Here is a 12993-nt window from a genome sequence, read left to right on the forward strand (position 1 = left end):
GACGGGACAAGGAGCAACAAATGGTGACCAAGCGGGCGTTATGGCTGCTGCCGGTGCTGGCGACAGTGATCTGGTGGGCGGGATATGCAGGGGATGCCAATGGCGTCTGGCCATGGCGCCATGAGATGTTGTTGCTGACCGGCCTGCTGGGGTTGGGCTACATGGCGCTGACCCTGTTGCTGGCGCTGCGTTTGCCGAGGTTGGAAGTCTGGTGTGGCGGGCTGGATCGCATGTTGCGATTCCATCGTCACAGCGCCATGGCCGCGACCCTGGCCCTGACCAGTCACTGGTTGCTGGTGGAGGCGCCCAAGTGGGCGGTGACGGCCGGCTGGTTGACCCGGCCTGTCCGCCGGGCTGCGGGCAACGGAGCGGGGACAGGTAATGGCATCTCCCTGCATGCCCTTGGCAATACGCTGGGAGAGTGGAGCTTCTATCTGCTGATCGCCCTGGTGGTGGTGAGCCTGTTATCACTGGTGAGCTATGGCCGTTTTCGGGTGATCCACCGTCTGGCGCCGCTCATCTATCTGGCGGGGTGGATACACGCTCTTTGCCTGTTGCCCCAGATTGGCCTGCTGACACCCGTGGGGTTAGGCATCGCTCTGCTGGGCGGTGCAGGGGCGGTGGCTGCCGTTTACTCCCTGCTGGGCTTGACCGGTCAGCGGGATCGTCATCAGGGCCGCATAGTGGCGCTGCGCACCCTGGCGGACAGTACCCGTGAATTCACCTTGCAGCTGGAGACGCCGCTGTCGCACTACAGGCCAGGCCAGTTTGCCTTCTTCGAGTTTGATGCGAAGGAGGGCCCTCATCCTTTCACGCTGGTGCGGGTGTCGCCGGACAAGCGTCAGCTGGTGATCGCGGTGCGGGCGCTGGGAGACCATACCCGTCAGCTGGTCGAGGCGGCCCGGTTCGATGACGCTGTGACGGTGACAGGGCCTTATGGTGCCTTTGTCTGTCCCGCTCGCCGGGGGCAGTCGCTCTGGCTTGGCGCCGGGATCGGTATTACGCCCTTCGTCGCCTGGCTGGAGGGGTTGGTAGTCAGTGGTGAACGGGGGGAGGGGATCACATTGATCCAGTGTGCACCGGATCTGGCCGGCGCCGTCTATCACCAGCGATTGGCCGAGTTATGTCAGCGTACCGGGGTTCGCTATCAACTGCACCTGGACCGGGAGGCGGGGCGGCTGGACTTGGCCAGCCTTGCGCAGAACAAGCCTGCTGCCGTCTGGTTCTGTGGGCCGGAAGGGATGGCAGAGGCCCTGACCCGGTTGTTGCCGGGCGGGCGTCTGCATCGCGAGCTATTTCGGTTTCGCTGACAACTGGGCGAGGGCGGCCTCTACCGCGGCTTCCAGCTGGGGATCTCGCCCGCCAACCATGTCGGTCGGGGTGAGTGCCACCTGCACGTCCGGGATCAGCTCCTGATTTTCGTAAAGGGTGCCGTCCGGATTGCTCAGCCCCAGGGTCGGGATGCCGTAGGCAAGTCCCGGGATCAGTCTGGATGTGTGGGCATAGACCATGGTGCCCGTGCCCGGCACTGGCTCGCCGACGATGGGGCCCACCTTGAGGGTGTGGTAGTACTGGGGGAAGGCCGAGCCTTCCGAGTAGCTACCTGCGTTGACCAGTACCACAGAGGGCTTGGTCCATTGGCGGGTGGCGGCGTCCGTCTCCCCCTTGCCGAGCCGTGGCCAGCTGCGTGCCATCCCCTTGGCGCTGCCGTTGCCCGTCAGAAATTCCACCAGGGTGTTGGCCAGGTAGCCGCCCTTGTTGAAGCGCACGTCCACGATCAGTGCCTCGCGATTGCGCTGACGGCCGAGGGCATCGGCAACCATCTCCTCATACACGGCGCTGCTCATCTCCGGCAGATAGACATAGCCAACCCGCCCCTGACTCAGTTGCGCCACCTGTGCGCGGCGCTTGGCGACCCAGCCATCCAGTTGCAGACGGTACTCCTGCGGCAAGCCCATGGCGGTGACATCGAGTTGCACCGTATCCTTGCTTCCCTTTGGCAGCAGGGTGAGGGCCAGTCGCTGGCCGGCCTGGTGATTGAGCAGGGCATCCAGCTCGTTCAGGCTGTGCAGCGCTGCGCCGTTGATGGCCAGCAGGCGGGCGCCCGGTACCAGATCCGTCTCCTGATCCAGCGGGCCGCCAGCCAGCAGGGCCGTCAGTGTTACCCCGTGCTTGTCTTCGTGCCAGTAGCCGCCGAGGCTGGCGGTATCATCGGGCAGCCGCGGGAAGGGCGCCGGGCCATAGCCCCAGGTGTGGGAGACGTTCAGCTCGCCGGCCAGCTCCGCCAGCAGATTGCCAAAGTCCCGACCATTGCGGATGCCGGGCAGCTGGCGACGATAGGCCGCCACATAGCCATCCCAGTCCACCCCGTTCATGTCGGCCCGATAAAATTCGTCCCGGGTGAGCCGGGTGATCTGGTCGAAGACGGCAGTCATCCGATCCCGCCAGCTGGCGGTGATCAGCAGGTTGTAAGGGTGTCTGCTGGCTTCGCCGGAGCGGGGGTCGATGAGGGCAATTTCCCCCTCCCGCACCAGGGTGGCTAGGCTGGCGTCCTCATTGAGGCTGGCCAGCGCAGGGCCAGGCTGTTCGGCGAACAGCAGCCGGGTCTCTCCCTTGCGCAACGCCTGGGCGTAGCCCTTGATCTCGCGCTCGCCATTGGCATCTGTCTCCTCCACCAGATAGATCAGGTGATCATCGACGATGCGGCTGGCGAGGACGGGGCCGCGTGGTTGCAGCTGCAGTGCCTCCCTGTGTGCCAGCTTGTCGCTCTCGAAGCCGTAACCCGCCTTGGGGGGCGCCTGTTCAGCGAGGAAGTCGCTCTTGGCGGCACGGCTGCTGTAGAGGCCGAGCAGGCTGCCATCCAGCGGCTCACCGTCGGCGCCGAGCTTGCCGTATTTGGCGGATTGCCAATAGAGGATACCGCCATCCTGACTCCAGGCCGGGCTGCCGTCCTGATAACCGTTGAGGCTGACGTTGACCGGCTTGGCTCTGGCGTCCCGGGTGTCGATGACGGCGATCTCCTGCTGGGCCGAGTCGGGCTGTATGGTCAGTGCCAGATGGTGAGCGTCGGGGGCGAAGGCCAGCTCCACTGCGTGGCGAGAGGGGTTGAACTCGGCGGCGACCAGCGGTCGCTGCTTGCCGCTGGCCAGATCCAGCAGGTGCACGGCCTGACCGTCCACCACGAAGGCGAGCTGCTTGCCGTCGGGGGAAAGGGTCGGCTTGCTGATGGCAACGCCCGGCATGGCCAGCAGCTTCTCTTCGATGAGGGGGCCGGGCTCGCTGAACAGCCGGTCCGGTTGCGCCTTCTTCAGGCGATAGAGGGCGGCCGGCCCCTCCTGCTCGGAGAGATAAATGAGCTCCTGTTCCTTGTCCACGTAGCGCGGCGATGACTGCTCGCTGGGGTGGCGGGTGAGCTGGCGTACCCGCTCACGGCGGGTGTCGACCGCAAACAGATCCCCCTGACTCACCAGGATCACCTCCTCCCCATCCTGGCGGGCGAGGGCCTCGTCGATGACGACGGGGGCGTCGCTCTGTTCGTCGGGAGCCTGGGCCCAGCGCGGCCGGATCGCCAGCTTGCGGGGCGCCTCGCTGCCGGCATCGAGCCGGTAGAGCTCACCTTGCCAGGACCAGACCAGATCGCCGTATCGGGAGGCGCTGAGGCCACGTACCGGATGGCCCTGATAGTGGGTGAGCTGGCGATCCTGACCGCTGGTCAGCTCCCGTTGCCAGACGTTGAAATCGCCGCTGCGCTCGCTCAGGTAATAGAGTGCCTCGCCCTTGTCATCCCAGACGGGATCGCTGGCGGCGACCCTGTCTTCGGTCAGCTGGCGATGCTGTTTGCCATCGAACAGCCAGAGGCGAGAGACGGCAAAGGAGCGCTGGTGCTTGCGAAATGGCTGATCCATGCCTGGCATCTGATAAGCCAGCTGGTTGCCATGGGGGCGGGCCAGGGTGGCTGGCAGGGGCTGCGCCGGGGTCAGTGCGCCGCCATCTATGGGGGTCCAGTAGAGGGCGCTGGCTTGCAGCCCCTCTGCCACGAAGTGATCCGCCTCCGGACTGGTCAGGCGCTGGCTGCTCAGCAACAGCTGCTTGCCATCGGTGCTGAATGCCTGGGGCAGATCGGGGCGCGAATCCCGGGTCAGCCGCACCATCTCACCCCCCTCGCTCGGCACCACGAACACATCTTCATTGCCATAGAGATTGGCGGCGAAAGCAATCTGCTTGCCGTCCGGTGACCAGATCGGACGCTGGCTCAGGTAGTCGCTGCCGGTGAGCGGTGTGGCGAGGCCGCCGTCCCCTGCGCTCAGGTAGATGCGTCCCTGCCAGGTGAATGCAAGCTGCTTGCCATCGGGGGAGAGAGCTGGCTCGCGCAACCAGAGCGGCTCGGCAGCCTGCAGGGGGGCGCAGATCAGCAAGATCAGCAAGGAGAGTCGGTATCGCATCATGGAGATTTCCTGATAGGTGAAAAGCGCCTTATCTTCCCCCAATCGCTAGGGGGGGACTATCCCGAGATAGGGGGGATATCCCATTGTTTTGGCTGTTAATTGTAACAATTCTTAAAAGCTGGCGCGGGATATGTTTCTCTGGATATATTGAGTATTGATGGCGATCCAATATGATGGCGCTCGCCCGCCGCTCGGGGCGGTGCAGTTCAGATGATTTGGTAACAAGAAAAGCCCTTATCAGAGGCTTGTCGAGGGATGGAATGAGAGTCGTATTACTGTGTTTGCTGGGGCTGTGGCCCGCACTGAGTTTTGCCACCCTGTCCGCCGATATGGTGGTGGTGAAAAAGTCGAGTTATAGCCTGACCCTGATGAAGGACGGCAAGGAGGTCAAACGCTACTGGATCGCCCTGGGGCCGGCCCCCAAGGGTCACAAGCAGCGGGAAGGGGATCAGCGTACGCCGGAAGGGCGCTACATCCTCGACTACAAGAAGACCAACTCCAACTATTACAAGGCCATCCACATCAACTACCCGAACCTGGACGACATCAAGGCGGCTAACGAGATGGGGGTGTTACCGGGTGGCATGATCATGATCCATGGTCAGCGCAACAGCATAGGGAACACCCGTTTGCAGCCGTCCAACTGGACCAATGGTTGCATCGCAATGCTCAACCATGATCTGGACGAAGTGTGGAACGCCATCGAACCCGGAACCCCCATTGTCATCCAGCCCTGATTGCCTGTCGCGCGCCACCATCAGGGTGGCGCGCGACTGTTCGGCTGCCTCCATACCTTCTCTGTCTGCTGCCCCCTTGGTATCTGTCCCCTTGCTGTGCTAGTTTTCCGGCTTGCCGTAGATGTAACAAGGATGATCCCATGCCGTCAGCAACCAGTACCCAATCAGTTGTAGCCGAGCGCACCCACGTGCTCTGGTGGCGCGCCACCCTGGATATGCTCCCGCTCTCCATTTCGGTGATCCCCTGGGGGATCCTGTGTGGCGCCCTGGCGCTGCAGGCGGGGCTTAGCCCGTTGCAGGCACAGCTGATGTCACTGCTGGTCTATGCCGGTGCCGCCCAGCTCTCGGCCACCACGCTGTTCGGGGCGGGCACGCCTCTGCTACCCATCATGGGTTCCACCATGGTGATCACCTCCCAGCATCTGCTCTACGGCTTCACCTTCCGCCGCGATGTCTTGCCGCTTTCTCTGCGCTGGCGGGCTAGCCTGGCCTTCTTCCTGACCGACGAGATGTTCGCGGTGGCGCTCAAGGATAGGGAGCGCAGCGGCAGCTTCAACCCGGCCTACGCGCTGATCGCCGGTTTCATCTTCTACCTGTTCTGGAATCTGGCGACCCTGCTCGGTATCGCTGCTGGTCAGTACATAGACGGGCTGGACAAGATGGGGCTGGACTTTGCCATCGCCGCCACCTTCATTGCCATGACCATTCCCGCCATGAAGAACCTGCCCATGGTGGCGGCGACCCTGGTGAGTGGCGGCACTGCGCTGCTCACCAAGCCACTGCTGGCGGAGGTTTACATCATCATCTCGGCACTCGCCGGCATGGTGGTGGGTTATGTGTTGCATCGGATGAGGAGGTGACCATGAGCTGGCTGATGATAGGCCTGCTGGCCCTGATCACCTTCTTCAACCGCTTCGCCTTTTTCTCGCGGCTGACCCGCTATCAACCGGGTGCCGAGATGGGGGCGTTTCTCAGCTTCTCGGCCCAGTCGGTGTTGACCGCCATCTGGCTGCCCATCGTCTTTAGCTATGAGTCGGGCAAGGGACTGGTGTGGGATCAGGACTACCTGGCCGCCACCCTGCTGGTGACGGCGCTGACCCTGCTGCGGCTACCGACGGTCGTGGTGGGCATGGGGGGCTTCTTCCTGCTGCGCTGGCAGGGGGGGCTGGCGGCGCTGCTGACCTGGTTCGGCTGAGCCGTGATCCCGCATGGTGGATGTCTTTTATGGATATCCACCATGTTGTGAATGTCACTTCAAAAAACACCTCTCAAGTGTGAGGATTTAGGGACTATCCGCCAAGGAGCTCCCCATGTCTTTCACCGAAACCTGTCAGCGCATAGTGCGTGATCACCACCTCTCTGCCGCCCAGAAGAGTCATGCCCTGGCGCTGGCCGCCGAAAATGCGCTGCCTTACCCCGAGCTGCCACCGGCGGTCGCCGAGGCAATGGTGCAGGGATTTATCTGCGACATGTTCGAGGGGCACGCCCCCTACAAGCCGCGCTATGTGCTGCCGGACTATGAAAAATTCCTGAGTCAGGGATCCGCCTGGCTGGAGCTGGCGGCGCCGCAGGATTTCGATGAGGCGCTCGATGCCCTGCGCATTCTCTATCACCATGTGCCCTCCGTCACCGGCATGCCGGTCTGGCTGGGTCGACTCGACCATCTGCTGCTGCCCTTTGTCGGTGAGCTGGATGACGAGACCCTCTATCGCAAGCTGAAGGGGTTCTGGGTCTATCTGGACAGGGTGCTGCCGGACGCCTTTATGCACGTCAACATCGGGCCGGATGACAACCGTATCTGCCGTCTGATCCTGCGTATCGACAATGAGCTCAAACAGGTGGCGCCGAACCTCACCTTCTTCCACGATCCCGAGCAGACCCCGGACGATCTGCTGTTGCAGGCGGTGAAGAGCATCGCCGAGTGCAGCAAGCCGCACATTGCCAACTACCCGATCCACCGCGATACCTTCGATGCCCGCGGTTTTGGCATCGTCAGCTGCTACAACGCCCTGCCGCAGGCCGGTGGCGCCAATACCCTGGTGCGGATCGCTCTCAAGCGGGTCGCCGAGCAGTGCCAGGGGATCGATGACTTCCTCGGCTGCCTGCTGCCTCACTATTGCCGTCTGACCTCCCAACTGATCGCCGTGCGTGCCGCTTTCCTGCATCAGGAGTCCGGCTTCTTCGACAGTTTCCTGGTCAAGGAGGGGCTGCTGGATGAGGATCGCTTCGTCCCAATGTTCGGCATCTATGGTATGGCGGAAGCGGTCAATATCCTGATGGATAAAGAGAACCTGCCGGATCGCTATGGCCACGGCGAGGAGGCGAACCAGCTTGGCTATCGCATCTCGGCCCAGCTCTCGGAATATGTCACTGCGACGCCGCAAACTCACGCCTCGGGTGGCCGCGCGCTGCTGCACTCGCAGGGTGGCCTCAGCATCGATGTGGCCGTCACCCCCGGGGTGCGCATCCCTTACGGCCATGAGCCGGATCCGGCCAGCCATGTGCTGGCGCTGGCGCCGCACCACACTTATTACCACTCGGGGATCAGCGAGATCCTGACACTGGATCCCACCATCCGCCAGAACCCGCAGGCGCTGTTGCAGCTCTGCAAGGGGGCGCTCGCCATCGGCATGCGTGAGTTCACCGCCAACGTGGCCGACAGCGATCTGGTACGGGTGACCGGCTACATGATCCGCAAGAGCGACGTGGCCCGTTTCGCAGAGGAAGGCTCGCGGTTGCAGACCACTTGCCTCGGTGCCGAGGCGAGTGAAGTGACCGCCATCCGTCAGCGGGCGCCGCGGGTGGTCGCCCACGAATCGACCATCTGCGAGTATTTAGCTCGAACCTGATGGCTGACGCCTTGCCAACACGCAGCGCCCTGGTGAGCAGGGTGCTGCCGTTCTCTTGCGTCGACGGGCCGGGCAACCGGCTGGTGCTGTTTCTGCAGGGGTGCAACTTCCGCTGCCCCGGCTGCCATAACCCGCACACCATAGGGCTGTGCGACGATTGTGGTGACTGCCTCGCGGTCTGCCCGAGCGGAGCCCTCACTCTGGATGAGGGCTGTCTTGGCGAGCGCAGAGTGCGCTGGCAGGCGGCGCTCTGCACCGATTGCGACGCTTGTCTGGATGCCTGCCCGCGCAGCGCCAACCCCAAGACCGCCACCATGACGGTGGTCGAGGTGCTGGCTCTACTGCGCCGCTACGGCCCCTTGCTGACCGGCATTACCGTCTCCGGTGGTGAGGCGACCACCCAGCTCCCCTTCGTGGTTGCGCTGTTTTCCGCCATCAAGGGGGCGCCGGATCTGGCTCATCTCAGTTGCCTGCTCGATAGCAACGGTTCGCTGGCCGAAACCGGCTGGCAGCGACTGCTGCCGTTGCTCGACGGCGCCATGATCGATCTCAAGGGGTGGCGCGACTCGGTGCATCACGCTCTGACCGGTTATGGTCGCGAGCGGGTATTGGCCTCGCTGCACCTGTTGGCAAGCCACGGCAAGCTGGCCGAGCTGCGGCTGCTCCATGTGCCGGGACGCAGCGATTTCATCGATGCCGATGGCAAGCTGGAGGCTGGCCTGGCCAGCTTTCTGCAGAGCCTGGGGCCAGTGCCCATTCGCCTTAACGGCTTTCGCCATCACGGGGTGCGCGGGGTGGCGACGAGCTGGCAGGAGGCGGACAGGGAGGCGTTGACCCGGCTTGCCACAGCGCTGAGCGCAAGGGGGCTGGGGCCTGTATCACTGCCGGCGATCTGCTGAGTGGTCACTCGATGCTAATAAACTGATCGCAAAGGTATTTTGGTGTTTTCTTGGTTGGTATCCGGCGAGTAGGCTGCAAGTTTGTGGCTTGACCCCGGGCTTTTGGCGCCGTGAGTCTCAAGATGACGTAACTGTGATTGCTGTCTATTTGAGCTCCGCGAAGGGGCGGCTAGAATGGGGCATTCGCCCACTATCAACAGACGAACATGAGTAAATCCAACGTCCTATACCGAGTGCAGTTCATTTGTCACAATGAGCGTTACGAAGTTTATGTCAGGGAAGTGAGTCAGGGTCAGCTGTTCGGCTTCATCGAGATAGCGAACTTCGTGTGGGACACTCACACGGCGCTTATCGTCGATCCCAGCCACGAGAAATTGAAGAGTGAATTTGCCGACGTCAGCCGCACCATGGTCCCTATGCACCATGTGCTGCGCATCGATCAGGTGCGCAAGCAGGGGGCGGCCCGCATCACAGAGCTGGGCAACAAGGTCACGCCCTTTCCCAGCCCCATCTATACCAAGAAGCCGTGAGGCTTGCTCCTCTCTGAGCGCCTTGCCATGGGGATCCCCTGGCGAGGCTCTCCCCCTTCGGGTCGGTCATGGCGCCCGCAGGATCTGCAATGTGTGCAGCCTGGGTGCGCTAACCCAGTTCCCGGGCCAGTTGCAGGATCCGTTGGCGGAACCAGCACCGCGCGGGCTCTTCACCTGCCGGGCCATACCACACCAGGCTGTGAGTGACGGCGCCATAGTCGAACGGGACGGGGCGGATCACCAGATCCCGGCTCATGGCTTGCTCGGCCCAACCTTTGACGGCGGTGAGGATGAGATCGCTCTGGCGCAGCAGGGCTGCCGCGCTGCCAAAATCCGGCAGGGTGGCACTGATCTGGCGGCGCACCTGCAACTGGGCCAGGCTCTGCTCGAAGAAGGGGTTGGCCAGTTCCTGATCGCGAATGGCGATATGGCGCCAGCTCAGGTAGGCATCCAGATCCCAGGGTTTGTCCAGTGCCGGGTGGCCCGCACGCAACAGGCAGACCAGCTTGTCTTCCCGCAGCGTCTCCCATACCAGACCCGGTTGGCGGGGCAAGGGTTGGCTCTGATCGTGGGGCAGGATCACGAAGTCGAGCTTGCCCGCCGCGAGCGCCGTCAGCCCCTGTTCATCCTTGTTCCAGATGTCGGGCACCAGGCCGGGCACCTCCCGCATCAGCTGGCCCAAAATGGGGCCCATGGGCCAGACCATGCCGCTTTCCCGCAGTGCAAATTTCAGTTGTCCCTGCCAGGTAGCAGGGTCGAAACCGCCCTGGCTGGTGAGGCTGTTCAGCTCGCTCAGTAGCCGGTGCAGGGTGGGGCCGAGTCGCTCGGCAAACGGGGTCAGCAACAGCTGGTTGCCCTGGCGGTAGAGCAGCTGATCGCCGAGCAGACCCCGCAACTGGTTGAGGGTCTTGCTGACGGTGGAGGGGGTGGTACAGAGCCGCTCGGCTGTGCGGGTGACGCTCTGGCTGTCGAGCAGCAGGTGCAGGGTGACCAGATGACGGCCTCCCAGCCTGGACAGTGCAATCAGATCCATGACAGCTCCACAACATAGGGACACATAAAAAGCCCCGCTTGAGCGGGGCTTGCACGGATTAGCCTTTGAGCACGGCTGCCATGGCGTCGGCCACATAGTCGACGTTGCGGCTGTTAAGGCCAGCCACACACATGCGACCGGAGCGCACCAGATAGACGGCGAACTCTTCGCGCAGGCGGTCCACCTGCTCCGGCGTGAAGCCGGTGTAGCTGAACATGCCACGCTGGCTGATGAAGTAGCCAAAATCACGGCCCGGCACCTTGGTGCTCAGCACCTCGAACAGCTTCTGGCGCATCGCCTTGATGCGGGTGCGCATCTCGGTCACTTCATCGACCCACAGGGCGTGCAGTTCAGGCTGGCTCATCACCGCCGCAGTGATCTGGCCACCGTGAGTGGGGGGGCTTGAGTAGTTGCGACGCACGGTCGCCTTCATCTGGCCCAGTACCCGGCTCGCCTCTTCGGCATCTTGGCAGATGACCGACAGGCCGCCGCAGCGCTCGCCGTAGAAGGAGAGGTTCTTGGAAAACGAGTTGCTGACGAAGAAGCTGACGCCGGCGGCCACCATGGCGCGGATAGCGTAGGCATCCTCTTCCAGCCCATCACCGAAGCCCTGATAGGCGATATCCATAAAGGGGATCAGGTTCTTCTCGACCACCAGCGCGATCACCCGATCCCACTGGGCAGAGGATAGGTCCACCCCGGTCGGGTTGTGGCAGCAAGGGTGCAGTAGCACGATGCTTTTCGCTGGCAGGGCGCTCAGGCAGTCGATCATCCCATCGAACTGCACGCCGCCGGTAGCGCCATCGTAGTAGGGGTAGTCGTGCACCTTGATGCCAGCCCCCTCGAACATGGCCTTGTGGTTATCCCAGGTCGGATTGCTGACCCACACCTCGGAGGTCGGGAAGTAGCGCTTGAGCAGGTCTGCGCCAATCTTGAGCGCGCCCGAGCCGCCGATGGTCTGGATGGTGGCGATGCGGCCGGCCTTGACCGCCTCATGCTCGGCGCCAAACAGCAGGTGCTGCACTGCTGTGCGGTAGTTGGCGGCACCCTCCATCGGTTGGTAGGGGCGCGGTGCCGGGGCGGCGGCGCGCTGCGCTTCGGCCTGCTGCACCGAGGCCAGCAGCGGAATGCGGCCCTGCTCGTCGTAATAGAGACCGATCCCCAGGTTCACCTTCTGTGCACGGGGATCTTTGTGGAAGGTCTCGACCAGGGTCAGTATGGGGTCGCCAGCGTAGGCATCGACGTGTTCAAACATGGGGGGTCCTTGCGAAGTGGAATCCAGAATAAGGCGATCAACGATCGGCGGTCATGATGGCGTAAAGCGGGCGAGGGCTCAAGTCTGAAACGGGCCAAGGATGCCCGGTCGGCTCAGCTTTGCTGTCAAGCGGCCCGCGTTGCCGATGCGTTTCACAACCGGCATGCAAGCTGGCCATCCTGGCGCTGGTGGGGGGGATGCTGTGGGGGGCCGACTGGCTGGATCCCCTGATGGGCATAGCGGGCGCCGTGCTGGTGGCCGTGTGGGCCTGGGGTCTGCTGCGCGACTCCGGCCGGGTGCTGCTGGATGCCGAGATGGATACCCCGCTGGTGGCGGAGATCCGCGAGCTAATCGCCGAGCTGCCGGGCACCGAGATCCGCGATCTGCACGTTTGGCGGGTAGGGCAGGAGCAGTATGCCTGCGTGCTCTCTCTATTGATGGCGACGCCCATCCCGGCTGGCCAGATCCGTGAGCGGCTCGCCATTCATGAGGAGCTGGTGCACGTCACCATAGAGATTGCCCAGCCCTGATCATCCCAGCTTGCCAGCATGAGATATGAAGAAGGGCCCCAGGCCCCTTCTTCATATCAGTGGTGCTGGCCGTGGTCATCGTCCGGCTTGTGCTGCCAGATGGCCCCCAGCAGCAGCTTGAGTAGCAGCTGGGGCGGGTTGTCCAGCAAGGACCCCGACTCCAGCAGCAGGTGGCCATCGGCCCGAAAACCCAGGCTGGCGTGGACGACGCCATCTTCGCTGCGTACCTGGATAAGGCCGCTCAAGGTGCCACGCTCCCCCGGCTGGCAGCGCAGGTGCAGCTCGCGCGGCTCCCCCAGCAGGGTGAAGGCCCGGCAGAGGGGCGGTGTGTCTTCATAGTCGGGCCAGTTGAAGAAGTGGTACTGTTCGGCGAGCAGGCCTGCCTGCTGGCAAAATTGATCAAACAACAGCGCGATCGCCTGATACTCCTGATCCAGTCGTTTGGCTTGTTCCTCAATTCGCTTCATATGCGGTGACTCCCTCTTTATCCATATCCATTTGATCGGAAATTGATTTTTCCGGTATGGGCCCGTCTGTCTGCTGGTATGGGCCTAAAGTGAGGCCGGGTCTGTGAGCCCGATCCAACTTTCGTTATGAAAACGTTATCTTGTTGAAAAGGGTTGGTTTTTTGCCCTGTCGCTCACATTTCAAACGATTCCCGCTGATTAATATGGCACCGCTCGGCAATGACCGGGTACTCGACTATCGAGATTAA

Annotated in this window: 11 protein-coding genes and 1 pseudogene; 8 read left to right on the plus strand and 4 right to left on the minus strand. The window is 62.9% G+C overall.

The window, feature by feature from the left end; all coding sequences use genetic code 11:
* Positions 1 to 20: 20 nt before the first annotated feature.
* Positions 21 to 1310, plus strand: coding sequence for a ferric reductase-like transmembrane domain-containing protein (locus GWQ22_RS03840; protein WP_275929509.1), 1290 nt, complete (start codon positions 21 to 23; stop codon positions 1308 to 1310).
* Here the strand turns inward: GWQ22_RS03840 and GWQ22_RS03845 are convergent.
* The gene (locus GWQ22_RS03845) at positions 1293 to 4442 is read right to left on the minus strand and encodes a S41 family peptidase (RefSeq protein ID WP_275929544.1); all 3150 of its coding nucleotides are present in this window, start codon (positions 4440 to 4442) and stop codon (positions 1293 to 1295) included. The two genes, GWQ22_RS03840 and GWQ22_RS03845, sit on opposite strands and share 18 nt — an antisense overlap.
* A 263-nt stretch (positions 4443 to 4705) precedes the next feature.
* Here GWQ22_RS03845 and GWQ22_RS03850 point away from each other — a divergent pair, with 263 nt between their 5' ends.
* The 6 genes from GWQ22_RS03850 (at position 4706) to GWQ22_RS03875 (ending at position 9460) form a co-directional block, all read left to right on the plus strand.
* Positions 4706 to 5182 carry a L,D-transpeptidase family protein gene (locus GWQ22_RS03850; RefSeq protein ID WP_042038753.1) on the plus strand — a complete coding sequence of 159 codons (477 nt, stop codon included), beginning with the start codon at positions 4706 to 4708 and terminating at the stop codon, positions 5180 to 5182.
* A gap of 140 nt (positions 5183 to 5322) precedes the next feature.
* On the plus strand, positions 5323 to 6042 hold the full coding sequence (locus tag GWQ22_RS03855) for an AzlC family ABC transporter permease (protein ID WP_042038754.1): 720 nt from the start codon (positions 5323 to 5325) through the stop codon (positions 6040 to 6042).
* 2 nt (positions 6043 to 6044) lie between these two features.
* Complete coding sequence (locus tag GWQ22_RS03860; RefSeq protein WP_275929510.1) at positions 6045 to 6377, plus strand: AzlD domain-containing protein; 333 nt, start codon at positions 6045 to 6047, stop codon at positions 6375 to 6377.
* 115 nt (positions 6378 to 6492) lie between these two features.
* A complete protein-coding gene (locus GWQ22_RS03865; protein WP_275929511.1) occupies positions 6493 to 8031 on the plus strand; it encodes a YjjI family glycine radical enzyme in 1539 nt (512 codons plus the stop codon).
* Positions 8031 to 8930 carry a YjjW family glycine radical enzyme activase gene (locus tag GWQ22_RS03870; protein ID WP_275929512.1) on the plus strand — a complete coding sequence of 300 codons (900 nt, stop codon included), beginning with the start codon at positions 8031 to 8033 and terminating at the stop codon, positions 8928 to 8930. Before GWQ22_RS03865 ends, GWQ22_RS03870 begins: the two co-directional genes overlap by 1 nt.
* Before the next feature lie 206 nt (positions 8931 to 9136).
* Positions 9137 to 9460 (plus strand): DUF1820 family protein, encoded by a 324-nt coding sequence (locus GWQ22_RS03875; protein WP_275929513.1) that lies wholly within the window; start codon positions 9137 to 9139, stop codon positions 9458 to 9460.
* A gap of 109 nt (positions 9461 to 9569) precedes the next feature.
* On the opposite strand, the gene GWQ22_RS03880 is transcribed toward GWQ22_RS03875, so the two are convergent.
* Positions 9570 to 10493, minus strand: coding sequence for a LysR family transcriptional regulator (locus GWQ22_RS03880; protein WP_212513430.1), 924 nt, complete (start codon positions 10491 to 10493; stop codon positions 9570 to 9572).
* A gap of 58 nt (positions 10494 to 10551) precedes the next feature.
* Positions 10552 to 11748 carry an amino acid aminotransferase gene (locus tag GWQ22_RS03885; protein ID WP_042038764.1) on the minus strand — a complete coding sequence of 399 codons (1197 nt, stop codon included), beginning with the start codon at positions 11746 to 11748 and terminating at the stop codon, positions 10552 to 10554.
* Positions 11749 to 11918: 170 nt separating this feature from the next.
* Here GWQ22_RS03885 and GWQ22_RS03890 point away from each other — a divergent pair.
* A pseudogene (locus tag GWQ22_RS03890) lies at positions 11919 to 12278 on the plus strand (cation transporter); the annotation flags it as partial.
* Between the two features lie 56 nt (positions 12279 to 12334).
* On the opposite strand, the gene GWQ22_RS03895 reads toward GWQ22_RS03890, so the two are convergent.
* On the minus strand, positions 12335 to 12745 hold the full coding sequence (locus GWQ22_RS03895; RefSeq protein ID WP_108536060.1) for a hypothetical protein: 411 nt from the start codon (positions 12743 to 12745) through the stop codon (positions 12335 to 12337).
* Between the last annotated feature and the right edge of the window lie 248 nt (positions 12746 to 12993).

The organism is Aeromonas sp. 1HA1 (assembly GCF_029237385.1).
Taxonomy (GTDB): domain Bacteria; phylum Pseudomonadota; class Gammaproteobacteria; order Enterobacterales; family Aeromonadaceae; genus Aeromonas; species Aeromonas popoffii.

Coding starts and splice junctions, on each gene's coding strand:
- GWQ22_RS03840 (WP_275929509.1), top strand. CDS start 21: ATGGTGACCAAGCGGGCGTTATGGCTGCTGCCGGTGCTGGCGACAGTG.
- GWQ22_RS03845 (WP_275929544.1), bottom strand. CDS start 4,442: ATGCGATACCGACTCTCCTTGCTGATCTTGCTGATCTGCGCCCCCCTG.
- GWQ22_RS03850 (WP_042038753.1), top strand. CDS start 4,706: ATGAGAGTCGTATTACTGTGTTTGCTGGGGCTGTGGCCCGCACTGAGT.
- GWQ22_RS03855 (WP_042038754.1), top strand. CDS start 5,323: ATGCCGTCAGCAACCAGTACCCAATCAGTTGTAGCCGAGCGCACCCAC.
- GWQ22_RS03860 (WP_275929510.1), top strand. CDS start 6,045: ATGAGCTGGCTGATGATAGGCCTGCTGGCCCTGATCACCTTCTTCAAC.
- GWQ22_RS03865 (WP_275929511.1), top strand. CDS start 6,493: ATGTCTTTCACCGAAACCTGTCAGCGCATAGTGCGTGATCACCACCTC.
- GWQ22_RS03870 (WP_275929512.1), top strand. CDS start 8,031: ATGGCTGACGCCTTGCCAACACGCAGCGCCCTGGTGAGCAGGGTGCTG.
- GWQ22_RS03875 (WP_275929513.1), top strand. CDS start 9,137: ATGAGTAAATCCAACGTCCTATACCGAGTGCAGTTCATTTGTCACAAT.
- GWQ22_RS03880 (WP_212513430.1), bottom strand. CDS start 10,493: ATGGATCTGATTGCACTGTCCAGGCTGGGAGGCCGTCATCTGGTCACC.
- GWQ22_RS03885 (WP_042038764.1), bottom strand. CDS start 11,748: ATGTTTGAACACGTCGATGCCTACGCTGGCGACCCCATACTGACCCTG.
- GWQ22_RS03895 (WP_108536060.1), bottom strand. CDS start 12,745: ATGAAGCGAATTGAGGAACAAGCCAAACGACTGGATCAGGAGTATCAG.